Raw genomic sequence first — 23,028 nt, forward strand, 5'->3', positions numbered from 1 at the left:
GGGGGTGGTGCCGGAGACGGTACACGTCCGACAACCCCGGCGCCGATCAGTCGACGTCCACCTCGGCCCACCCGTCGAACCGCCCGATCTCGGTGACCCGCACGACGGCCTCGCCGACCTCGTCCGAAGCATCCAGGTCGATCGTCGCCGAGAACCCGAAGTCCTTGTCGCCCTCGGGGTCGGCGAAGATCTGCCGCGCCTTCCAGACCCGGGGTGATGCGGTGGTGCCGCTCTCGTCGAGCACCAGGTACTGCATCGAGCGCGCGTCGGCATCGGTGCCGATGGTGTCGTGCTCCTCGTAGTACTCCTCGAGCACGGTGTCCCACGCGGCTCGGTCGAAGCCCGCTGTCGCGTCGAGTTCCCCGAGCCCGTCGATGTCGTCGGCCGCGGCGAGCAGCACCCGCTGGAACAGGGCGTTGCGGACGAGCACCCGGAACGCCCGCGGGTTGCCGGTGAGCCGTGCGGGCTGCGGCGGCGCGATCTCCTCGTGCTCCTCGGAGGCCAGCAGGACGTCACCGTTGAGCAGCGCCTCCCACTCGTCGACGAGCGAGGAGTCGGTCTGCCGCACGACCTCGCCCAGCCACTCGATCAGGTCGTCGAGCTCCTGGGTCCGCTGTTCCTCGGCGATGGTCTGTCGCATGGTCCGGTACGCGTCGGACAGGTAGCGGAGCACGAGCCCCTCGGAGCGGGTGAGCTGGTAGAAGCGCACGAAGTCGCCGAAGGTCATCGCGCGTTCGTACATGTCGCGGACGACGGCCTTCGGGGACAGCTGGAAGTCGAGCACCCAGGGCTGTTCGGCCGCGTAGGCCTCGTACGCCGCCTCCAACAGCTCGGACAGCGGGCGAGGCCAGGTGACCTCCTCGAGCAGCTCCATCCGCTCCTCGTACTCGATCCCCTCCTGCTTCATGCGGGCGACGGCCTCGCCGCGCTCCTTGAACTGCTGCTGCGACAGGATCGCCCGCGGGTCGTCGAGCGTGGCCTCGACGACCGAGACCATGTCCAGTGCATACGTGGGAGAAGAAGGGTCGAGCAACTCGAACGCGGCGAGCGCGAACGGTGACAGCGGCTGGTTGAGCGCGAAGTTCGGCGCGATGTCGACGGTCAGGCGGTAGGCACCGTCGACCTTCTCGATCACCCGCGCGTTGATGAGGGTCCGGGCGATGACGAGTGCCCGCCGGGCCATCGCGAGCTGCCGGGAGCGCGGTTCGTGGTTGTCGTAGACCAGCGACCGGACGTCCGCGAAGGCATCGCCACCACGGGCGACGACCGACAGCACCATCGCGTGCGTGATCCGCATGCGCGAGACCATCGGCTCCGGCTCGGCCGCGATCAGCCGCTCGAACGACGCCTGCCCCCAGGACACGAAGCCCTCGGGTGCCTTCTTCCGCTTGATCTTGTTCTTCTTCTTCGGGTCGTCGCCGGCCTTGGCGACGGCGCGGGCGTTCTCGATGTCGTGCTCGGGCGCCTCGGCGACGACGTCGCCCTCGGTGTCGTACCCGGCACGTCCGGCACGGCCGGCGATCTGGTGGAACTCCCGCGCGGACAGCTGGCGCATCTTCGTGCCGTCGAACTTCGTCAGCCCGGTGAACAGCACCGATCGGATCGGCACGTTGATCCCGACGCCCAGGGTGTCGGTGCCGCAGATGACGGGCAGCAGGCCGCGCTGGGCGAGCTGCTCGACGAGTCGTCGGTACTTCGGGAGCATGCCGGCGTGGTGCACGCCGATGCCGGCCCGGATCAGGCGCGACAGGGTCTGTCCGAACCCGGCGCTGAACCGGAAGCCGGCGATGGCGTCGGCGATCTGGTCACGGCGTTCGCGCGAGGCGACCTTCGCCGACATCAGCGACTGTGCCCGTTCGAGTGCGGCGGCCTGGGCGAAGTGCACGATGTAGATCGGCGCCTTGCCCTCCTCGAGGAGCCGCTCGACCGTCTCCTGCACGGGCGTCATCACGTACTGGTACTCGAGCGGCACGGGTCGCGAGACACCGGTCACGCGGGCGGTGGGCCGACCGGTCCGGCGCGACAGGTCGTCGGCGATGGTCGTGACGTCGCCGAGGGTCGCCGACATGAGCAGGAACTGCGCACGCTCGAGCACGAGCAGCGGCACCTGCCACGCCCAGCCGCGGTCGGGGTCGCCGTAGAAGTGGAACTCGTCCATCACGACGACGTCGACGTCGGCGTCCGGTCCCTGCCGCAGCGCCAGGTTCGCCAGGATCTCGGCGGTGCAGCAGACGATCGGGGCGTCGGCGTTGACGCTCGAGTCGCCGGTGACCATGCCGACGTTCTGCGCACCGAACAGCTCGACGAGCTGGAAGAACTTCTCGGACACCAGCGCCTTGATCGGTGCCGTGTAGTAGCTCCGCTTGCCCTCGGCGAGCGCGGCGAAGTGCGCGCCGGCCGCGACGAGCGACTTCCCGGTGCCGGTCGGCGTGCTCAGCACGACGTTCGCGCCGGAGACGAGCTCGATGACCGCTTCGTCCTGCGCCGGGTACAGCGGTCGGCCGCCCTCGGCGGCCCAGGCCGCGAAGGCCTCGTAGACCTCGTCGGGGTCGACGACGCCGTCCACCGCCGCCGGGATCGCGGCGACGAGCGGGGGCAGGGCGGTGACGTCGGTCATGCGCCCATCCTCCCAGGTGCGCATGTGCCGGACGGGAGGCCCGTGGCGGCGCCGCCACGGGCCTCCCGTCCGGCCCGCCGCCGACTCAGGCGCATTTCGATACGTGCGCATAGACTCGCGACATGCGCGAACTCGGCTTCCTCTCCTTCGTCCCGAACCACGGCGGCACCGACGGCGCCGCCGGCGCCCTGGAGGACGGCCTGCGCCTGTTCGAGACTGCCGAGTCACTCGGCTACGGCACCGGCTGGGTGCGCGGACGGCACTTCGAGCCGTACCTGACGAGCCCGATGACCTTCTTCGCGGCAGCCGCGCAGCGCACCAGCACCATCGCGTTCGGCACCGCCGTGCTCGGCATGCGCTACGAGGACCCGGTGCGCCTCGCCGAGGACGCCAGCACGGTCGACCTGCTCAGCGGTGGCCGGGTGCAGCTCGGCATCAGCACGGGCATCGCCGGGTACGGTCCGATCCTCGACCCGGTGTTCGGAACGGTCGACCGCAGCTTCCGCGACGAGGCCGAGGCCCGCGCCGCCCGGCTGCTCGAGGTGCTGCAGGGTGAGCCCCTGGGCAGTGCCGGCAAGGGCTACGAGAGCATCCCCGCCGGGGCCGACCTGACCCTGCAGCCGCTCAGCCCGGGCCTGCGCGACCGCGTGTGGTGGGGCGGCGGCAGCATGGGCACGGCGGTCCGCACTGCCGAGAAGGGCCTCCTGCTGCACTGCTCGACCCTGAACACCGAGGACACCGGCGCCCCGTTCGCCCAGGCGCAGGCCGACCAGATCGCCGCCTACCGCGAGCGGTTCGTCGAGTTGCACCCGCAGCGCGAGTCCAAGGTCGCCGTGGGCCGGATCGTGGTGCCGCTCCTCGACGACCACGACCGCGAGGTGCACGAGGAGTTCCTGACCGGGTACGCCTCCGGGATGGACGACGAGGGTCGACCGCTCTCGGGCACCCCGCCGTTCCGGTTCAGCAAGGTCGTGTCCGGCGAACCGGCGGCCATCGTCGACGCCCTGCTCGCCGACCCGGCGGTCGCCGCCACCGACGAACTGGTCATCACCCTGCCGGCGAACGGCGACCGTGCGGCGCACGAGCGGATCCTGCGCATCGTGGCCGAGGAGATCGCCCCGGCGCTGCGGGCCTGAGAACCGGTGCCGCGGGCCGGCGCCGCGGGCCGGCGCCGCGGGCCCGACCAAGGGCATCCGGCAGGGCTCTGATCGAGTTGGTGAGGCCCGAGAGCCCGGCCGGATGACCATCTCGTCCCTGATCCGCACGAGATGGTGCACCCATCGTTCCACCTACCGAGCGGTTTGTCACACCGTTCCGCGCACCTGGGACGTATGAAGTTGACCAAGTGTCACTCGTTTTTCCGAACCGGGACGAAGTGCGGCAACCGGTTCACCGGTGCGCATCAGGGCCGGAACGACGAATGCGTCCCCGCGCGGACGCGGGGACGCATTCTGGGACGCACCGGGGAGGCCAGGGCAACAACGGCCGGATCAGGAGACCGAGTCGCTCACCCAGCGACCCCGTAGTCGGTGCGTGCGCGGACGGTAACCAGCCGACTCGCGCACATAGATGTTACTGAATGGAGTTGCGAGCTGCGCGGAAACCGGACGACTTCGTCACTCCAGTTCGAGGGACGTGGTTCCGGCGTCGTCGACGACCGAGGCGCCGACGTGCAGCGTGAAGGTCCCCGACTCGTACTGCCACGAGCCGTCCCAGTGGGCGAAGGCACGCGCCGGGACCTCGATCGAGACCTCCGTCGAGGCGCCTGCCGCGAGCCGGACCGGGGCGAACCCGACCAGCCAGCGCACCGGACGGTCGACCGCCGACTCCGCACGGGACGCGTAGACCTGCACGACGTGCTTGCCGGCCCGGTCACCCGTGTTCGCGACGGTCGCCGTGACGATGACGGCGTCGCCCTCGCGCACGGTCGGGGTCGCGGAGACGCCCTCGATCGACCACGTGGTGTAGCCGAGGCCGTGCCCGAACGGGTACGCCGGTTCGGTGCCGGCGCGGAGCCAGGCCCGGTAGCCGACGTGGACACCCTCGTCGTACGCGACCTTCCCGTCCACCGGGGTGACGTCGAGCACCGGGACGTCGGCCATCGCGATCGGCCACGTGGTGGGCAGGCGGCCGCCGGGCTCCTGCGCCCCGGTCAGTACATCGGCCAGAGCGTTGCCGTACTCCTGCCCGCCGAACCAGGTCAGCAGCACCGCGGCGACGTCGTTCCGCCACGGCATCTCGACCGGCGACCCGGCGTTCACGACGACGACCGTGTTCGGGTTCGCCGCGGCGACCGCGCGCACCAGGTCGTCCTGGTGACCGGGGAGTGCCAGCGAGGAGCGGTCGTAGCCCTCGGACTCGACCTTGGAGTTCGTCCCGACCACGACGACGGCGACGTCCGCACCACGGGCGGCGTCCACCGCGGCCTCGATCAGCACGGCGGGGTCGTCGTCCGACGGCTCGGTGCCGAACTGGTACGCCAGCACCCCGCCGAGCGTCTCGTCCTGCACGATGTCGTACTCGATGCGGATCGCGACCTGCTGTCCCGCTGTCACCTCGACCGGCACCGACCGCGCCGGCGGGTTGAGGAACGCGGCACCGAGCGGGTCGCCCTCGAACGGCACGTCCTCGTCGAGCAGCAGCTCGCCGTCGATCCACATGCGTGACCGTCCGGCCGCGCCGATGCCGAACCGCACGGTCCCGGTCGACTCGGCCGTGTAGGTGGTGGTGATGTCGAGCCGGTCGGCTTCGCGGATCGGGGCGTCGCCGCCGAACCAGAACAGTGCCGTCGCGCGGCGGTCCTCGACGAACAGCTCCTCGCCGTCCTTCACGAAGGCGACCCGGGCTCCGGGCTCCCCGGTGCCGGGGTTCGTGATGGTGGACAGCGGGAACTCCGCGATGCCCTCCTGCACGACGGCGCCGATCGCGTAGTCCACGCTCGCGCCGGGGAAGGCCGAGCGGATGCCGTCCAGCGGTGCCACGACCTGCGACGGCACGACCGTGGCCGAGCCACCGCCCTGCGTGCGGGCCTGGTCGGCGTTGTGCCCGATCACCGCGATGCGCGACAAGGCGGGGGCGTCGAGCGGCAGGACACCGGTGTTGCGGACCAGGACGGTGCCCTCGGCCTCGGCCTCGCGCACGAACGCGATGCCGTCCTCGACATGCACGGGCGACGTGGCGACGGGCTCGAACCCCTCGAGCGCGCCGACGCGTGCGGCCAGGGTCAGGATCCGGCGGACCTTGCGGTCGATCGCCGCCATCGGCACCTCGCCGGACTGCACGGCGGCGAGCAGCGGGCCCTCGCTCCACCACGGGTTCGGCCCGGGCATCGCGACGTCCTGCGACGCCTTCGCCGAGTCCACCGAACGCACCCCGGTCCAGTCGGACACGACGATTCCGTCGAAGCCCCACTCCGAGTTGAGCGGAGTCTCGAGCAGGTCGTTCTCCGACGCCGTCACACCGTTGATCGCGTTGTACGACGACATGATCGCCCAGGCGTGCGCCTCGGTCACGGCCTTCTCGAACGCGAGCAGGTACAGCTCGCGCAGCGCACGGTCCGACACCTCGGTCGACGCGGTGAAGCGGTCGGTCTCGTAGTCGTTCGCGATGTAGTGCTTCGGGGTGGCGGCGACACCGTTCTCCTGCACGCCGTCGACGTACGACGCGGCCAGGTCACCGGTGAGCACCGGGTCCTCGCTGAACGCCTCGAAGTGCCGGCCACCGAGCGGGGACCGGTGCAGGTTGATGGTCGGACCGAGCACGACGTCGACGCCCTTGCGGCGGGCCTCCACCGCGGCGGCGGCGCCGTAGCGCTTCGCGATCGCGCGGTCCCACGAGGCACTCAGCGCGGTCGCCGACGGCAGGTTCAGGGACGGGTCACGCTCGTCCCACACCTCGCCGCGCACGCCCGACGGGCCGTCCGACATCAGGATCCGGCGCAGCCCGATCTTCTCGATGGGCCAGGTGGTCCAGAAGTCACGTCCGGTGAGCAGCTGCACCTTCTCGTCGGTGGTCAGCTGGCCGAGGAGCGCATCGATGCGCTCGGTCAGCGGCGTCGACGGACTGGAGGCGGTGCTCGCGTCGTTCACGGTGGTCACGGTGGTCACGGTGGTCGGTCCTCTCGTTCAGGGCCGCGGGGCGCCGCCTGGACAGCCGGGGCCTCGTCGCCCACACCCACCATCCACCGGGTTCGCCGCCCGCGCTGGCAGCTCCTGCACCGTACCACCGAAAACCAACCGTTGCTTGGTTTTCTCGGGTCTCCTGTGGGCGGTACAGTCTGGCCATGGCACGACGGGGTTCGTACGCAAAGGGCATCGCGAAGCGCGAGGAGATCCTCACGGTCGCGCTGGACCTCGTGGCGTCGCAGGGCTTCCGGCGGACGAGCATCAAGGACATCGCCGACGCCGTGGAGCTGACCCAGGCCGGCCTGCTGCACTACTTCGACTCCAAGGACGAGCTCTGGGTCGAGATCCTCCGCCGGCGCGACGAACTCGACCTCGCGCACGACTGGCAGGCCGCAGACCCGGCAGCCCTGCTCGCCGCGATCGTGCGACACAACGCCGAGGTCCCGGGCCTGGTGCAGATGTTCGTCAACCTGTCCGCTGCCGCGGCCACCGACGCCGAGCACCCGGCGCACGAGTACTTCCGCGAGCGCTACGAACGCAGCCGCCGCGACCTGTCCGCCGACTTCCGCACCATGCAGCAGGACGGCCGGTTGCGCACCGACATCGATCCCGACGAACTGACCAGCGTGCTGCTCGCGGTGTCCGACGGCATGCAGATCCAGTGGCTCTTCGACCCCACCCGCGACATGGCCGAGCACGTCGAGCTCGTCGCCCGCCTCGCGATCGCCCAGGTCGCCCCCACCGCCTGACGGGAGGCGCACCGCACATCGGCACCGAGCCTCCCGCCGACGAAGTGGTCAGGGCAAGCGCACGGCAGCGAGTTCGTCCGCCGCGGTGCTCCACGCGCGGACCTGCGTCTTCGAGAGGGGTTCCTCCGGAGACATCGACCAATCTGAGATGTTCCGGCCCCGCATCTCCCGCGCGAGGTGGTCACGCACCGCTCGCTTCGAATCCGTCGACAAGGCCGCTCCGTAGTGCTCCGCACCAGGAACGTCGGCCAGTTCGGTCAGGTACGCCTGGCAGAACCAATCCGCTGCTTCGGCCCGCAGGTACGGGCTCTCGAGCGTGGCGTACCAGCGGCGGAAGAACTCGTCGTACGGGCGAGAGTCCTGCATGAACCCACCAGAAGCAAAGAGGAGTTCACGGACCCGCTGAGGGGTGAGCCCGCGGGCGGCTCGGACGGCATCACCGATCCTTCCCCCGTCGACGAGGCTCGCTATCTCGCTCATTTCACCCATCCATTGCTGATGTGACCGCCGGTCGACGTCCGAACGGTGATCGTCCGCCCGCTGTATCGCCACGTGTAGTCGATGTGGTCACGCGCCTTCGCTGAACGTCCGTTCGCGACAGCCTTACTCATGAGGTCTGCGACCTTTGCACGTGTCGTACCACCCACGTACCGCCAGTTGTGCTTCCGCGCCATGATATGAGTCCACTTCGACGTTGTGAGGGACAGCGCGTACTTCTTCGCGGCGCTCTGGATCGCGGCCTTCGAGAACTGGCGGATGGCCATCTGGATACCCACACGAGCAAGCACCACCAGGATCAGCGGCAGAACCTGCGCTTCGGTGGCTGTCGTGTCGATGAAGTGCGTCTCACCTGTCGAGTCCGAGGTGAGGAGCGCGGAGAAGTTCTCGTCGTCGACGATCGTGAGGTCGCTGATCGAGTACGTGTCCTCGAGCACATCCCCCTCTTGGGCAGTCTCAACGCTCACCGTGTCGATCACGTTGCCGTCGATCGCGACGACAGCCTCACCGTCCATCCCGAGTTCCGACTCGATCTGGGTGGAGACGGACGCCTCACCAGCAGGATTCCCTTCCGTCACCACGGAGATGTCGACGGCCGCCGCATCAGGATCACGGTCCACGGGTTCGGCAGACGCGGGCGCGACAAGGCTGAACACCATCACTGCCGTCACCAACACGCCGACGGGCGGTGTCCACTTGGAGAGCTTCATTGGTTCTTCCTTTCGGTACACCGCAGCACTGGAACGCCGCGGTCGTCTTTGACGCCACGACGCTGCGCGTCGCGGAGCAAGTCATCGCGGGACACAGGCCACCCGGCACAACGGATCACCGCGGAGACGGCCGATGCGGCTGCGATGCTCGTCCCGGAGACCTCACCGCCAGAGCCGAGGTCGACGTCAACACCGAGTGCGCTGACGTCGCCGTCACGTGGCGACGTCGACGCCCGTGCCCCGGAGTGATCCACACTGGACACCGAGAGCACGGATTCGTGATCAGCGGGGAAGGACCTCGCACCGATCAATTCGTTTCGCATGCTGCTCACCACGAGGACGTCGTTGCGATCCGCGTTCCGCAAGGCAGCCCGAAGCGCGGCCGAGTCGAAGCGACTGCTCAGAGCGATCAACACGATGTCGGCTCCACTGCCGACGGCCCATTCCACGCCTTGGGCGATTGAGTCCGGAGTGGCGGGGTGATTCGGCGTCGCCACTCGTACGTCGAGAAACGATGGAGTTCCCTTACCGAACTCGGCGAGAACTACCGCCGCGAGCAGGTCGGCATGGCCATCAGGCGACTCGTCCGGAAGGTTCGGCGCGATCCAAGGGTGTGCTGCATCCGTTCGTCCGAGGGATGGCGTCATCCCGCCGTCCACGATCGCGATGGTCCGCTCGCTGGCTTCACCCGCCGGTGCCCACGTCGGGTCGGACGAACAGCCGGCAAGGCTCGATGACAGCACGACCGCCGCAACGATCGTTCCTCGCCGAATCATGATACCCACACTGACATATGAGTGTTGAAATCTGAAACGAAATACCGTACCAGCTCCGGGGTACGGACAGGGCCTGGTCGCGTCAGGTGCGGCGGGGCAGGATGGTCGGTGCCCGCCAGGGTGTGTTCCGACGACGATGTGGAGTGACGCGATGACGCGTGTAGTGGTGACCGGTGGCAGCGGCAAGCTCGGACGAGCGGTGGTGCGCGACCTCGATGCGCACGGGTACGACGTGGTCCTGCTCGACCGCGTCCCCTCCCCCGACAAGCCCGAGCGTGTGCCGTTCGTGCGGATCGACCTGACCGACCACGGCCAGGTCCTGAACGCCCTGCTCGGCATCGACGACCGGTACGACCACGTCGACGCCGTCGTGCACCTCGCCGCGGTGCCGGCCCCGGGGCAGGTCCCCGATGTGGCCCTCATCACGAACAACGTGACCTCGTCGATCAACGTCTTCCACGCCGCCCGTGCCGCGAAGATCAAGAACGTCGTGTGGGCGTCGAGCGAGACCCTGCTCGGCATCCCGATGGGCGAGCACCACCCGCCCTACCTGCCGGTCGACGAGGAGTTCGCCGTCCGCCCGCAGTCGTCGTACTCGCTCGGCAAGGCGGTGGAAGAGGAGATGGCCCGCCACTTCACGCGCTGGGACCCGGAGCTGAAGATGATCGGCCTGCGCTTCTCGAACGTGATGGACGAGACCGACTACCCGGCGTTCCCGTGGGACGCCACCCCCGAGGCGAAGACGTTCAACCTGTGGTCGTACATCGACTCCCGTGACGGGGCCCAGGCCGTCCGCCGGGCGCTCGAGGCCGACCTCACCGGGTTCGAGGCGTTCGTCATCGCGAGCCCCGACACGGTGATGGACACCCCGACGATCGAGCTCGTCGAGCGCTTCGTGCCGGACATCGAGCGCCGTGCGGACATCGACGGCGTCAGCTCGCTGCTGTCGTCGGAGAAGGCCCGCGAACTCCTCGGCTACACGCCCGAGCACAGCTGGCGCGACCACCGCGCCTGATCGTCAGGCGGTGGGGACGAGCAGCCCGTCGAGCACCAGGTCGCGCGCCGCCGGCAGCAGGTCGGCGGCGAGCGCCCGCTCGTCCACGCCGGTGATCTGCGCGAGCGCGCCGATGATCGCGGCGACGGACAGGTCACCGTCGCACGCGCCCACGAACGCCGCGAGTGCGGTGTCCGCGTCCACCCGGCGCCCGAGCCCGCCACCCTGCACCAGGGTCATCACGGTGGGGTCGTCGTTGCCCGGCCAGTAGTACCGCTCCTCGGTGACGTCACCGGCCACCGACAGGTGGGCGGCGGCGAGCGCGGCGTCGTCGTGCGCGGCGAGCCAGGCCGCCGCGTCGAGGACGCGGGCGACCGTCGCGCCGAGGCCCGCGGGGTTGGAGCCGAGCGTCTCGGGGACCCGCTCGAACCGGCGGAGGCCGGACGTGCCTCCAGGCAGGGGTCGACGCACCACGACGTAGCCGAAGCCGACGCCGGTGACGCGACGGTCCGCGAAGTCGTCGAGCCAGGCGTCCATCAGGGTGTCGAACTCGGCCGTGCCGGGCTTCGTCCCGCCGTCGCGGATCCAGGTCTCCGCGTAGGACGTGGGGTCCTGCCGCTCGCGCTCGATCACCCAGACGTCGAGGTCGGTGTCGGCGAACCAGCCGCGCACGCGGTCCAGGCCGTCGACGCCCCAGTGGTACTCCCAGTTGCCGAGGAGCTGAGCGGTGCCGCCGGGCTCCAGGTGGTCGGACAGGCCGCGGAGCACCGTCTCGACCAGGGCGTCGCCGACCATGCCACCGTCGCGGTACTCGTACGACGGGACGCCTTCGCGACGAGGCGTGATGACGAAGGGCGGGTTCGAGACGATCCGGTCGAAGCGCTCCCCCGCGACCGGCTCGAACAGTGAGCCGAACCGGAAGTCGATGCCGTCGATGCCGTTCAACTGGGCGTTGAACCGGGCGATGTCGAGGGCACGGCGCGAGATGTCGGTGGCGACCACCTGGTCGGCGAACCGCCGCGCGTGCATGGCCTGGATACCGCACCCGGTGCCGAGGTCGAGCACCCGCTCGACCGGGACGGGCACCTGCAGGCCGCTCAGCGTCGTGGTGGCGCCGCCGATGCCGAGGACGTGTTCCTCGCTGATCGCGTGCCCGAGGGCGAGCTCGCCCAGGTCAGAGACGATCCACCAGCTGCCGGCGCCGAGGTCGTCCACGAAGGCGTAGGGGCGCAGGTCGACGGTGGGGTGGACCAGGTCGTCGGCGCCGTCGCAGTCGCCTTCGCCTTCGCCGTCGCTGCGCAGCAGGCCCGCGGCGGTGACGGCGTCGAGCCCGGCGGTCGGGAACGCCACTTCGGCCTCGGACCGCACCACCGGCAGGCCGAGCACGAACAGTGTCGCCAGGGTGCCGAGCGGCGTGGCCTCGCGGGCGGCGAGCGCACGGAGCGCGGCGACCCGCGATCCGCGGTGCAGCGATGCGGCAGCCTCGGTACCCCACAGGGAGTCGAGCCGGTCGACGGTGAAGCCGGCAGCCGTCAGGTCCGCGGCGAGCGCCGTGGTGACGGCGGGGTCCGCGACGATCGACGGCAGCGTGTGCACAGTGTCCACGCCCGCGCTCCCGCCGGCGCTCACGATGCGATCCCCTCGCGCAGCAGGGCCGCGGGGACCTGCCAGTCGAGCACCAGGTCGAGGAGCCCGGGGAACCGCTGCTGCACGTCCTCGACGCGAACTCGGCTGACGCGGGTCAGGCCCTCCAGGTGCTGCTCGAGCAGACCGGCCTCGCGCAGGACCCGGAAGTGGTGGGTCAGCGTGGACTTCGGCCGGTCGATGCCGACCCAGCCGCAGCTGCGCTCGCCCCCGGCCGCGTCGACCAGGTAGCGGTGCAGGATCGCGAGCCGGATCGGGTCGCTCAGGGCGTCCATCACGACCGGGAGGTCCATCTCGGCCACGGACGGCTGCGGCAGCCGTTCAGGAGCATCGACGTGCGCGGGCATGGACGGGACGCTACCACCGTTCGGCTTGCTGTACGACTTGTGTCGTACTGTTCGAGTGCGGTACGAATGCAGTCGTACTGCACGGAGATGGAAAGGGGTGCGCATGCACCAGTCAGCTCGTTCGGTCGCCGGGTTCTGGATCCTGGCGGCGATGCTCCTGGTCTCGGTCGCGTCGTCGGCCGTGCCGTCGCCGATCTACCCGGTCTACGCAGCCGAGTGGCACCTCACCCCGCTCATGCTCACCGGGGTCTTCGCCATCTACGTCGCCGGCCTGCTCGCGAGCCTGCTCGTCGCGGGTCGCCTGTCCGACCACGTCGGCCGCAAGCCCGTGCTGGTCGTCGGCGGCCTGGGCGTCGCACTGTCGCTCGGCCTGTTCGCGATGGCGGACGGGGTCGTCGCGCTCATCGTCGACCGGATCGTGCAGGGTGTCTCGGTCGGGCTGCTCATCGGGGCCCTCGGCGCGGCCCTCATCGACAACTCCCTCGAACGCCACCCCACCACGGCCGGCGTGCTGAACGGCGTCATCCCGCCGATCGCCCTGGCCACCGGCGCGATGTCGAGCGGCGCGCTCGTGCAGTGGGGTCCGGCCCCGGAGCAGCTCGTCTACCTGCTGTTCGGCGCGCTGCTCGTGCTGCTGGTGCTCGCGCTGTTCGTCGTCCCCGAGCAGGTACAGCGCCGCCCCGGCGCTCTTCGCTCCCTGCGTCCGACGATCAGCGTGCCGCGGTCCTCACGCCGGCTGTTCCGCGGTGTCGCCGGCTCGCTCGTCGCCAGCTGGGCCCTCGGCGGCATGTTCCTGTCCCTCGTGCCCTCGGCGCTTGGCACGGTGTTCGGCATCACGAACCACTTCGCCGCCGGTGCGCTCATCGCCGTGGTCACCGGCGTCGGCGCGCTGACCGGCCTGGCGATCCAGCGCATGGACACCCGTCGCGCGGTCCTGCTCGGACTCGTGGCCCTCGTGCTCGGCCCGATCGTCACCGTGTCGTTCGTGTTCGCGCACTCCCTGCCGGGCATGGTCGTCGGCAGCGCGATCGCCGGTGTGGGCTTCGGCGCCGGGTTCCAGGCGCCGCTGCGGATGCTCCTCGCCACCGCTGCCCCGACCCACCGCGCCGGGCTGCTCTCCACGATCTACGTCGTCAGCTACCTGGCGTTCGGGGTGCCCTCGGTCATCGGCGGGCTGCTCGAGCCCTCGGTCGGGCTCGTCCCGGTCATCGCCGGGTACGGCGGCTTCATCGTGCTCGCCGCGGTCGTCGCCCTCGTGCTGCAGCTGTCGTCGAAGGACGCCGCCGAGGTCGAGGAGCGCGCGGCCGAGGTCATCGAGCGCACCGCGACCGGCTCGATCCGGGTCGCGGCCGAGTAGCGAACCGTCCGCCTGGCGCGGCGCGCTCGCACGGTGCGGCGCTAGTGGCCCGGTCGCGCCGAGTTCGTCCCGCGAGCGCGCGCACGCACCCCGACGGTCCGCGCAGCACCGGTGTGCGCAGCGTCGACGTCGGCCTTGCCCCGGTCCGCAGCATCGCGCAGACGCTTCGGCCCGTGCCGCTTGGCCCAGTCCCAGAAGCGGTGCAGCTGCGCCTTGAGCCACGTGATGATCTTGTGGAAGAAGTGGAACTCGCTCGCCAGCACCGTGAGGCCGATGAACACCACGAGCCACCCCGGGCCCGGCAGCGGCACCAGGATCAGCCCGATGATGACGACCAGCCCGCCCACCAGACCGACCAACACCTTGTAGAGCAGGTGCACGTGCGGCCGCGCGTGGATCCAGGTGCGCAGGCGGTGGAACCACTGGAAGCGCTGGCGCGGCGCGCCGTCGGCCCGGACTTCGCCGGGTCGGTCGTTCGGGTCGCCGTCCATGCCGAAAACGTAGGGCGCGCGGCTGGGAATCAGCGGCGCACGGGGTGGACGCGGGGTGCGCATGCCGGGAGGCGCGTGGCGGGGACAGACCGCGCCTCCAGGCCGTCAGGCGGCACCGATCGCCTGCCCCTCACGCGTGCGCGACGCACGTCGCCGCCCACGGGACGGCGGCCAGCCGGGCCTTCGGGATCGGCTCGCCGCCGACCGTGCAGCGCCCGTAGGTGCCGTCGTCGAGTCGTGCGAGCGCTGCGTCCACCTGACGGACCCGCAGCTGCGCGCCGTCGCGGACCGCACCGAGCGAGCCGCGTTCCCAGGCCAGGGTCGCGCCCTCCGGATCGTGCTCGTCGTCGGAGTTGGCGTCCTGCCGGGCGTCGCTGACGTCACGCATGCTCCGCTCGACCTCGAGCAGCAGCCGTTCGTTGCGGGCGCGTTCGGCCTCGAGTGCGGGGCGGGGGTCCTCCATCCCGGCCACGGTAGTCGCGGCGGAATGGCCCCGCCTCCGGATGCGTTCGCATGGACATGACGAAGATCGGGTTCCTGTCGTTCGGACACTGGCGTGACGTGCCGGGGTCGAAGGTGCGCAGCGGGCGGGAGGCCCTGGTGCAGGCGATCGACCTCGCGGTCGCAGCCGAGGAAGCCGGCGTCGACGGCGCCTACTTCCGCGTCCACCACTTCGCCCCGCAGCAGGCCGCACCGTTCCCGCTGCTCTCCGCCATCGCCGCGAGGACCAGCCGGATCGAGATCGGCACCGGCGTCATCGACATGCGCTACGAGAACCCGCTCTACATGGCGGAAGAAGCCGCAGCCACCGACCTCATCTCCGGCGGCCGACTGCAGCTCGGCGTCTCCCGGGGATCACCCGAGACCGCCCTGGCCGGCTACCAGCAGTTCGGCTACGTGCCCGACGCCTCCGACGAGAACGGCGGCGACATGGCCCGAGCGCACACGAACGTGTTCCGCCATGCGATCACCGGCGAGCCGATGGCCAACGCCAACCCGCAGATGACCGGGTCGGTCGGGTCCCTGCCGATCGCCCCGCTGTCCGACTCGCTCGGCGACCGGATCTGGTGGGGCGCCGGCACCCGTGCCACCGCCGAGTGGACCGCTGAGCAGGGCATGAACCTGATGTCCTCGACCCTGCTGACGGAGGACACCGGCGTGCCCTTCGACCAGCTGCAGGCCGAGCAGATCGAGCGCTTCCGCCGGGTGTGGTCCGAGTCGGGCTGGGACCGCGAACCGCGCGTCTCGGTCTCGCGGAGCATCATCCCGATCATCGACGACGAGTCCCGCCACTACTTCGGCGTGCGCGCGCAGGTCGAGGGGCAGGACCAGGTCGGGCACCTCGACGGCGGGCTGGCCCGGTTCGGCCGGTCCTACATCGGTGAGCCCGAGCATCTCGTCGCGGAGCTCGCGGCCGACCAGGCCGTCCGTGCTGCCGACACCGTGCTCGTCACCGTGCCGAACCAGCTGGGCGTGGACTTCAACGCCCGGCTGCTCGCCGCCGTGAAGGACGTGTTCACCGAGGTCGACGCGGAGCCGGTCCCCGCCTGACCCCGGATCGGGATCGGTCTCGGTCTCAGCCGTTCGGCCAGAGCAGCTGGAACCGCTCGCACACGACCGGCATGTCCGGCGCGAACCCCCGCGGGTTCTCCGAGTGTGCGCACCAGAACGCCTCGTGCACGGTCCGCCAGTGTTCGAGCGTCCGGTCCCCTTCGCCCTCGGCCCAGGCGTGGTCGGCGTCGACCTGGTCGAACGGCACCAGCCGGACCGCCGTCGTCTCGATGACGGCACGGGGCGCACCCGAGCCGTCGGTCACGATGCTCACCTCGTCGACTGTCGGCAGTGGATCATCGGTCGCCTCGTAGTCCCAGAGCGACGACGCCGTGCCGACCTTGACCCCGTCGAGCACGAGCTGCAGGAGCGCGTCCGCCTGCTCCGGGGTCGCGCCGAAGGGCCACGCCTCCGGCACGTCCGCCGGAAGGCTCGGACGCTCGCTGCGTCGCGCGGTCCAGAAGTCGTCGAGCGTCGAGGGCACGCCCCGACCGTAGTGCACCGGTCCGGTCCCCCCTTGTGCTGACACCCGGCTGGGGACTGGGGCGAGGCCGACCGCGCTCCTAGGCTCGGGAACGTCGATCCACCCCGCACCTCGAGGAGCAACCGTGACGCTGCCGGCCGCAGGCTGGTTCCCGGACCCGCAGGACGCCCGTCGTCTGCGCTGGTGGGACGGTCGCACCTGGGGCGCGGCCACACGGGCCCCCGCGGCCGCTGCAGAACCGGTCACGCCGATCGTCGTCGCTCCGGTGGGGCCGTCGTTCTCGGTGCAGACCGCGGCGATCCGGACGGACGCGTGGGCATCGGGCACCGCCGGCGACCGTCGGCTCTGCGTGTTCACGGTGCTCGCGGTGCTGCTCGCCGTGGTCTCGGTCGTCGCGAACCCCTGGGGCCTGGCGGGACTGCTCGCCGTGGCGTGCGGGGTCATCGGCATCGTCCGTCCCGGAGCCGTCGGTGCCTGGGCCGTCCTGGCGCGGAGCGCTTCGGCGAGCGCCCTCGTCGTCGCGGTGACGACGAGCGTCATCGCCGCGTCGGCCCAGTTCCACCTGTTCTGAGCGCGTAGCCCGCCTACCGTCGCGATCCACGGCGCTTCGTGAGCAGAAATGGTCGGGTGCGACGGCGCGACCCGACCATTTCTGCTCACGAAACGCGCCCGTCGCGCACGCGCACGGCCCCACGCACCCGCGCACCCGCACGGCCCGCGCAGACCGCCTACCGCCGCGCCCGCGGGTGCGCCGTCTGGTACACGTCCCGCAGCATGTCCGCCGTGACCATCGTGTAGATCTGCGTCGTGGCGACACTCGCGTGGCCGAGCAGCTCCTGCACCACGCGCACATCGGCACCGCCCTCGAGCAGGTGCGTCGCGAACGAGTGCCGGAACGTGTGCGGTGACACGTGCGCCTCCAGGTCGGCGGCAGCAGCGGCAGCCTGGATCACGAGCCAGGCACTCTGCCGCGACAGCCGTGCTCCACGGGCACCGAGGAACAGCGCCGGCGTCGACGGCCCTCGTGCCGCGAACACCGGCCGCGCCCGCACCAGGTAGGCGTCGATCGCTGCCCGGGCGAAGCTGCCGAGCGGCACGATCCGCTGCTTGTTGCCCTTGCCCGTGACCTTCACGACCGAGAGCTCGCCGTCGGCGTCCGACAGTGTCGTCACGTCATCGACCGACAGCCCCACCGCCTCGGAGATCCGCGCACCGGTGGCGTAGAGCAGCTCGAGCAGGGCCTTGTCCCGCAGCTGGACGGGGTCGTCGGCGTCGACGGACACCGCCCCGAGCAGCCGTTCCATGTCCTCGACGGGGATCGCCTTCGGCAGCCGCATCGGGGCCTTCGGCGGCCGGACGGCGGTGCCGGGGTCGAGCGGCAACCAGCCCTCTCCCGCGGCGAAGGCGGTGAACGAACGGACCGAACTGAGCATCCGCGCGATCGACCGTGGCGCCAACGGTCCCGATGGTCGCGTGGCGAGGTGCTCGACAAACCCCGAGACGTCCGCCCGCGCCAACCGTGCCACGTCCTGCAGCACCGAGGAGCCCCCGGACCGGTCCGCTTCGTCAGACTCGACCACCGGTGCGGCCTCGAGCCACTCCGCGAACACGGCGAGGTCCCGCCGGTACGCCGACAACGTGTGCTGCGAGAGTCCCCGCTCGATCGCGACGTGCCGCAGGTACGTCTCCGCGGCACGGTCGAGGGGCATCACCTCAGCAGGCTAACCGGCGCGAGGCCACCCGCCCGTCAGTGCAACGCCTCGTCCGGCGCGCCCACGCGGAACCCGGTGAACGTCACGGTCAGCCCGGCCCGCGTCGGTCCGGCGCACAGCAGCCCCGCGGACACGACGGCGTCCGGGCCCAGGTACGCGACCCGGACGAGCCGGGGCTCGTCGCCCTCGGCCCACGCCCGGATCGTCACGGCGTCACCATCGCGGCTCGCGCGGACGGTCACCACCCGGTTCACCCACTCCGGCACGGGCGACACCGACCAGTCCGAGAACCCACGCGTCACCACGGCGCCGAGCTGCGGCGCTCCGTCCGAGAACTCCACGCCGGCCTTGATCCAGGTCTGTTCGTCGACGCGCAGGAACACCCCGGCCTGGTCGAACTGCTCGGTGTAGTCGAGCACGAACGACGCCTCGACCGAGAACGGCCCGTCCGTCGGCTGCAGCAACGCGTGCTCGGAGTCGTGCACGAACCCGTACGAGGTGGTCCGCCAGGCGTCACTGCCCTCGACCGCGGTGACGCGGAACACGTCGCCGTCGAACTCGGCGGCCGCAGGCTCGTGCGTCCAAGTGCCCCTGGCGACCAGGTCGCGCAGACCGTCGACCGCAGGCCCGCTCATTTGCGGCGCTGTTCGATGGCCTCGACGGCGAGCGTCGCGACGACGAGGGCCGAGTTGTTGAGCCGACCGCCCAGGATCCCCTCGAGCAGCTCTGCCCGGGGGACCCAACGGGTCACGATGTCTGCCTCTTCGGCCTCGCGCTCGAACGCGGACTCGGTCGACCGGACACCGCGCGCCCGGTAGATCTGGATGAACTCGTCACTGCCGCCCGAGGACGTGTTGTACCGGACCAGGGGCTCCCACGTGTCGGCCTCGAGGTCGGCCTCCTCGCCCAGCTCGCGCTTCGCAGCCGTCAGGTGGTCCTCGCCCTCCATGTCGAGCAGACCGGCGGGCAGCTCCCAGTCGCGCAGCCGCACCGGGTGCCGGTACTGCTGGATGACCAGGACGCGGCCCTCGTCGTCCTCGGCGTACACGGCGACGGCGCCCGTGTGGTCGATGTACTCGCGGACCATCGAGTCGCCGTTGTACGCGACGGTGTCGCGGCGCACGTCCCAGACGGCGCCCTCGTACACGACGGTGGATTCGGTGACCTCGAAGGAGGCGGACTCGTCAGCGATCGGTGCGTCTGTCACCGCTCCATCCAAGCACGCGCGCGCCGGACGCCCCCGTCGGAACCAGGTTCCGGACACAGCACCGCGTCGTTCCGTGGTTCCGTGTCCGGAACCACGTGCCGTGGACGCGCCCCCCAGACGGACGGGAGGCGCGGTGCCAGCTGGCACCGCGCCTCCCGTCCGGTCGTGGAGACCGGCGCTTACGCGACCTGCTCCTCGGTCTGCGGGTCGAACAGGCTGGACGCCTCGTGACGCTCGATCGCGGCCGCGACGAGCCCCGCGAACAGCGGGTGCGCATCGGTCGGACGCGAGCGGAGCTCCGGGTGCGCCTGCGTGGCGATGTAGAACGGGTGCACGTCGCGCGGGAGCTCGACGTACTCCACCAGCGTGCCGTCGGGCGAGGTGCCCGAGAAGACGAGGCCGGCGTCCGCGATCTGCTCGCGGTACTTGTTGTTCACCTCGTAGCGGTGACGGTGGCGCTCGGAGGCCTCGGGCGCACCGTACAGCTCCGCGGCCAGCGACCCTTCGGTGAACGACGCCGGGTACAGGCCCAGGCGCATCGTGCCGCCCAGGTCGCCGCCCGCGATGATGTCGACCTGCTCCGCCATCGTCGCGATGACCGGGGTCGAGGTCTCCGGGTCGAACTCGGTGCTCGACGCGTCGGTCAGACCGACCTCGTGGCGGGCGTACTCGATGACCATGCACTGCAGGCCGAGGCACAGGCCGAGCGTCGGGATGCCCTGCTCACGCGCGAACTTCAGCGCGCCGAGCTTGCCCTCGATGCCGCGCACGCCGAACCCACCGGGGATGCAGATGCCGTCGACGTCGCCGAGCTGCTTCGCCGCGCCCTCGGGCGTGGTGCAGTCGTCGGACACGACCCACTTCAGCGTCACCTTGGCGTCGTGCGCGAAACCGCCGGCACGGAGCGCCTCGGTGACGGACAGGTAGGCGTCCGGCAGGTCGATGTACTTGCCGACCAGCGCGATCGTGACGGCCTTCTTCGGCTCGTGCACGGCCTTCAGCACCGGGGTCCACGCGGTCCAGTCGACCGGACCGGCGTCGAGCTTGAGCGCCTCGACGATGACCTGGTCGAGGCCCTGGTTGTTCAGCAGCGTCGGCAGGTCGTAGATCGAGGGGACGTCCACGGCGTTCACCACGGCGTCCTCGTCGACGTCGCACATCAGCGCGATCTTGCGCTTGTTCGACTCCGACACCGGGCGGTCGCTGCGCAGCACGAGCGCGTCGGGCTGGATGCCGATCGAGCGGAGCGCGGCGACGGAGTGCTGCGTCGGCTTGGTCTTCTGCTCGCCCGAGGCGTTCATGAACGGCACCAGGGAGACGTGCACGAAGAACACGTTGTTGCGGCCGAGCTCGTGCCGCACCTGACGGGCGGACTCGATGAACGGCTGCGACTCGATGTCGCCGACGGTGCCACCGACCTCGGTGATGATGACGTCGGGCTGCGGGTCGTTCTGCGCCTGCTCGCGCATCCGGCGCTTGATCTCGTCGGTGATGTGCGGGATGACCTGCACCGTGTCGCCGAGGTACTCGCCGCGACGCTCCTTGGCGATCACCGTCGAGTACACCTGACCGGTCGTGACGTTCGCGGCCTGCGACAGGTTGATGTCGAGGAAGCGCTCGTAGTGCCCGATGTCGAGGTCCGTCTCCGCACCGTCGTCGGTCACGAAGACCTCGCCGTGCTGGAACGGGTTCATGGTGCCCGGGTCCACGTTGAGGTACGGGTCGAGCTTCTGCATGACGACCTTGAGGCCGCGAGCCGTGAGCAGGTTGCCGAGGCTGGCCGCCGTCAGGCCCTTGCCGAGAGACGAGACGACCCCGCCGGTCACGAAGATCTGCTTCGTCACCTTCGGGGTCGAGTTCGAAGAATTGGTACCGCCGCTGAGAGTGTCCGCCACGGGATTCCATCGTACGTCAGAACTGCCGGGAGGCGCGACCTCGGTTCGCCGTGGGCGTTGCGCGGGTGGGTGGCCGGGTCCTCGGGCCGTGGCCGGATCGGCGGGCGGCACCCGCCTGCTTGGTCGTCAGGCTCGCTGGCCGGCGACGTCGAGCAGCTCGCGGGCGTGCTCGATGCCGCTGGCGCTGTCGCCGAGCCCGGAGAGCAGCCGTGCCATCTCCTGCAGACGGTCCTCACCCTCGAGCCGGCGCACGCTCGACGAGGTCACGGCACCGCTGGCGTCCTTCACGACGTTGAGGTGGTTGTTCGCGAAGGCCGCGACCTGGGCCAGGTGCGTGACGACGATGACCTGCGTGCGCTCGGCGAGCTTCGCCAGCCGTCGGCCGATCTCGATCGCCGCCGCCCCACCGACACCGGCGTCGACCTCGTCGAAGACGAACGTCGGCACTGTGGTGCTGCCGGCCATGACGACCTCGATCGCGAGCATCACGCGCGACAGCTCACCGCCGGACGCCCCCTTGCCGATCGGCCGGGGATCGGTGCCGGAGTGCGGCTGGAGCAGGATCGTGACCTGGTCACGGCCGTGGCGGCGGTACTCGCCGGCGTCGGTGACCTCGACCACCAGGGTCGCGCCGCCCATCGCGAGGGTCTTCAGCTCAGCGGTCACACGCTTCGCCAGGTCGGTCGCCGCCTTGGTGCGCGCCGTCGTGAGCGCGGCGGCGGCGGACTCGAGCGCCTGCTCGTCCTGCTCGACCGACTGCTGCAACGCCGCGATCCGGTCGTCGTCGCCGTCGAGCTCGAGCAGCCGGTCGCTCGCGCGCTGTCCGTAGGCGATGACGTCGTCCACCGTCTCGCCGTACTTGCGGGTGAGGCCGGCCAGCAGGGCTCGGCGTTCGTTGATGAGTTCGAGGTCGTGCCCGGCCTCGGGTTCCAGGGAACCGAGGTAGCTCGAGATGCTCGCCGAGGCCTCGGCCGCCTGGATCCCGAGCTCCGTGAGCTGCTCGAGCACCGGCTGCAGGGCACTGTCCGACGACGCGACGCGCTCCACGGCACGGCGTGCGGACTCGACCAGGCCGACGACGTCGGAGACACCGTCGAGGGACTCGCTGGACAACGCCTCGTGCGCCAGGGCCGCGGACAACCGGAGCTCCTCGAGGTTGCCCAACCGTTCGGCGCGTTCGGCCAGTTCGACGTCCTCGCCGGGCTGCGGGTCGGCGGCCTCGATCTCGTCCGAGGCCGCGCGGATCCGCTCGGCCTCGGCCACCCGGTCGTCCCGGTCGCGGACCAGGACCTCGAGTTCACCGGCGTGCTGCTGCCAGGCGTCGTACGCGGCGACGTACCGGGTGAGGGCCTTCTCGAGCGAGGCTCCCCCGAACCCGTCGAGGGCAGCTCGCTGCGCCGTTGCCGAGGTCAGGCGGATCTGGTCCGACTGCCCGTGCACGGTGACGAGCTGGTCGGCGAGCTCGCCGAGCACCGCCACGGGCGCACTCCGACCGCCCACCGTGGCACGGCTGCGCCCCTCGGCGGAGACCGTGCGGGTGAGGATGAGTTCGCCGTCCTCGACGGTGCCGCCGGCGTCCTCGACACGTTCGGCGACGGCGTCCTGCTCGGGGACGTGCCAGCGGCCTTCGACGACGGCGCTCGGCGCACCGCGGCGCACCGAACCGGCGTCGGCCCGCGCACCGAGCAGCAGCCCGAGCGCGGTGACGATCATCGTCTTGCCCGCACCGGTCTCCCCGGTGACGACGGTGAAGCCCGGCCCGAGTTCGAGCGTGGTCTCACCGATGACACCGAGGTCGCGGATCGCGATCTCCTCGATCATCGGTCGTCCTCCGTCGTTCGCTGCGCCACGGCCGACCGGGCGGAAGCGATG

The 23,028-nt window shown here is 70.8% G+C and carries 21 protein-coding genes; 6 read left to right on the forward strand and 15 right to left on the reverse strand.

Annotated elements, in window-relative coordinates:
• Positions 1-46: 46 nt before the first annotated feature.
• Positions 47-2,617, reverse strand: coding sequence for a DEAD/DEAH box helicase (locus DEI96_RS15085; protein WP_111024891.1), 2,571 nt, complete (start codon positions 2,615-2,617; stop codon positions 47-49).
• 122 nt (positions 2,618-2,739) lie between these two features.
• Here DEI96_RS15085 and DEI96_RS15090 point away from each other — a divergent pair, with 122 nt between their 5' ends.
• A complete protein-coding gene (locus DEI96_RS15090; protein WP_111024890.1) occupies positions 2,740-3,753 on the forward strand; it encodes an LLM class flavin-dependent oxidoreductase in 1,014 nt (337 codons plus the stop codon).
• Between the two features lie 480 nt (positions 3,754-4,233).
• Here DEI96_RS15090 and DEI96_RS15095 read toward each other — a convergent pair whose 3' ends face one another.
• Positions 4,234-6,714 carry a glycoside hydrolase family 3 protein gene (locus DEI96_RS15095; RefSeq protein WP_111024896.1) on the reverse strand — a complete coding sequence of 827 codons (2,481 nt, stop codon included), beginning with the start codon at positions 6,712-6,714 and terminating at the stop codon, positions 4,234-4,236.
• 185 nt (positions 6,715-6,899) lie between these two features.
• Between DEI96_RS15095 and DEI96_RS15100 the strand changes: the two genes are divergently transcribed.
• Complete coding sequence (locus tag DEI96_RS15100; RefSeq protein ID WP_111024889.1) at positions 6,900-7,490, forward strand: TetR/AcrR family transcriptional regulator; 591 nt, start codon at positions 6,900-6,902, stop codon at positions 7,488-7,490.
• 48 nt (positions 7,491-7,538) lie between these two features.
• Here DEI96_RS15100 and DEI96_RS15105 read toward each other — a convergent pair whose 3' ends face one another.
• From DEI96_RS15105 to DEI96_RS15115, 3 genes are all read right to left on the reverse strand, one after another.
• Positions 7,539-7,856 (reverse strand): hypothetical protein, encoded by a 318-nt coding sequence (locus DEI96_RS15105; protein WP_146246975.1) that lies wholly within the window; start codon positions 7,854-7,856, stop codon positions 7,539-7,541.
• Between the two features lie 110 nt (positions 7,857-7,966).
• The gene (locus DEI96_RS15110; protein ID WP_111024887.1) at positions 7,967-8,698 is read right to left on the reverse strand and encodes an SAR2788 family putative toxin; all 732 of its coding nucleotides are present in this window, start codon (positions 8,696-8,698) and stop codon (positions 7,967-7,969) included.
• Positions 8,695-9,474, reverse strand: a complete 780-nt coding sequence (locus DEI96_RS15115; RefSeq protein ID WP_258373003.1) for a S8 family serine peptidase — start codon at positions 9,472-9,474, stop codon at positions 8,695-8,697. The genes DEI96_RS15110 and DEI96_RS15115 overlap by 4 nt, the downstream gene beginning before the upstream one ends.
• 151 nt (positions 9,475-9,625) lie before the next feature.
• On the opposite strand from DEI96_RS15115, the gene DEI96_RS15120 reads away from it, so the two are divergent.
• The gene (locus DEI96_RS15120) at positions 9,626-10,489 is read left to right on the forward strand and encodes an NAD-dependent epimerase/dehydratase family protein (RefSeq protein ID WP_071245140.1); all 864 of its coding nucleotides are present in this window, start codon (positions 9,626-9,628) and stop codon (positions 10,487-10,489) included.
• 3 nt (positions 10,490-10,492) lie between these two features.
• On the opposite strand, the gene DEI96_RS15125 is transcribed toward DEI96_RS15120, so the two are convergent.
• Together DEI96_RS15125 and DEI96_RS15130 are read right to left on the reverse strand one after the other, a co-directional pair.
• On the reverse strand, positions 10,493-12,073 hold the full coding sequence (locus tag DEI96_RS15125; protein ID WP_258373001.1) for a DUF7059 domain-containing protein: 1,581 nt from the start codon (positions 12,071-12,073) through the stop codon (positions 10,493-10,495).
• A 20-nt stretch (positions 12,074-12,093) separates the two neighbouring features.
• Positions 12,094-12,459: an ArsR/SmtB family transcription factor gene (locus DEI96_RS15130; protein WP_071245119.1), complete on the reverse strand. Its 366-nt coding sequence runs from the start codon at positions 12,457-12,459 to the stop codon at positions 12,094-12,096.
• Positions 12,460-12,562: 103 nt separating this feature from the next.
• Between DEI96_RS15130 and DEI96_RS15135 the strand changes: the two genes are divergently transcribed.
• Positions 12,563-13,816 (forward strand): MFS transporter, encoded by a 1,254-nt coding sequence (locus tag DEI96_RS15135; RefSeq protein ID WP_111024886.1) that lies wholly within the window; start codon positions 12,563-12,565, stop codon positions 13,814-13,816.
• 41 nt (positions 13,817-13,857) lie between these two features.
• On the opposite strand, the gene DEI96_RS15140 is transcribed toward DEI96_RS15135, so the two are convergent.
• Positions 13,858-14,307, reverse strand: a complete 450-nt coding sequence (locus tag DEI96_RS15140; RefSeq protein ID WP_111024885.1) for a TIGR02611 family protein — start codon at positions 14,305-14,307, stop codon at positions 13,858-13,860.
• A 130-nt stretch (positions 14,308-14,437) separates the two neighbouring features.
• Positions 14,438-14,770, reverse strand: a complete 333-nt coding sequence (locus tag DEI96_RS15145) for a TraR/DksA family transcriptional regulator (protein WP_111024884.1) — start codon at positions 14,768-14,770, stop codon at positions 14,438-14,440.
• A gap of 50 nt (positions 14,771-14,820) precedes the next feature.
• On the opposite strand from DEI96_RS15145, the gene DEI96_RS15150 reads away from it, so the two are divergent.
• Positions 14,821-15,858, forward strand: coding sequence for an LLM class flavin-dependent oxidoreductase (locus DEI96_RS15150; protein ID WP_111024883.1), 1,038 nt, complete (start codon positions 14,821-14,823; stop codon positions 15,856-15,858).
• Between the two features lie 25 nt (positions 15,859-15,883).
• On the opposite strand, the gene DEI96_RS15155 is transcribed toward DEI96_RS15150, so the two are convergent.
• Positions 15,884-16,342 carry an ASCH domain-containing protein gene (locus DEI96_RS15155; RefSeq protein WP_220039150.1) on the reverse strand — a complete coding sequence of 153 codons (459 nt, stop codon included), beginning with the start codon at positions 16,340-16,342 and terminating at the stop codon, positions 15,884-15,886.
• A gap of 124 nt (positions 16,343-16,466) precedes the next feature.
• Here DEI96_RS15155 and DEI96_RS15160 point away from each other — a divergent pair, with 124 nt between their 5' ends.
• A complete protein-coding gene (locus DEI96_RS15160) occupies positions 16,467-16,913 on the forward strand; it encodes a DUF2510 domain-containing protein (RefSeq protein ID WP_111024881.1) in 447 nt (148 codons plus the stop codon).
• 157 nt (positions 16,914-17,070) lie between these two features.
• On the opposite strand, the gene DEI96_RS15165 is transcribed toward DEI96_RS15160, so the two are convergent.
• The 5 genes from DEI96_RS15165 to recN form a co-directional block, all read right to left on the reverse strand.
• Positions 17,071-18,051, reverse strand: coding sequence for a site-specific tyrosine recombinase XerD (locus DEI96_RS15165; RefSeq protein WP_111024880.1), 981 nt, complete (start codon positions 18,049-18,051; stop codon positions 17,071-17,073).
• A 38-nt stretch (positions 18,052-18,089) separates the two neighbouring features.
• Complete coding sequence (locus DEI96_RS15170; RefSeq protein ID WP_111024879.1) at positions 18,090-18,689, reverse strand: DUF1349 domain-containing protein; 600 nt, start codon at positions 18,687-18,689, stop codon at positions 18,090-18,092.
• Positions 18,686-19,261, reverse strand: coding sequence for an NUDIX domain-containing protein (locus tag DEI96_RS15175; protein ID WP_111024878.1), 576 nt, complete (start codon positions 19,259-19,261; stop codon positions 18,686-18,688). The genes DEI96_RS15170 and DEI96_RS15175 overlap by 4 nt, the downstream gene beginning before the upstream one ends.
• Before the next feature lie 179 nt (positions 19,262-19,440).
• Positions 19,441-21,156 (reverse strand): CTP synthase, encoded by a 1,716-nt coding sequence (pyrG, locus tag DEI96_RS15180; RefSeq protein ID WP_110864214.1) that lies wholly within the window; start codon positions 21,154-21,156, stop codon positions 19,441-19,443.
• Between the two features lie 126 nt (positions 21,157-21,282).
• Positions 21,283-22,977, reverse strand: a complete 1,695-nt coding sequence (gene recN / locus DEI96_RS15185; RefSeq protein WP_111024877.1) for a DNA repair protein RecN — start codon at positions 22,975-22,977, stop codon at positions 21,283-21,285.
• Between the last annotated feature and the right edge of the window lie 51 nt (positions 22,978-23,028).

The sequence above is a fragment of the Curtobacterium sp. MCLR17_031 genome, assembly GCF_003234775.2.
Taxonomy (GTDB): domain Bacteria; phylum Actinomycetota; class Actinomycetes; order Actinomycetales; family Microbacteriaceae; genus Curtobacterium; species Curtobacterium flaccumfaciens.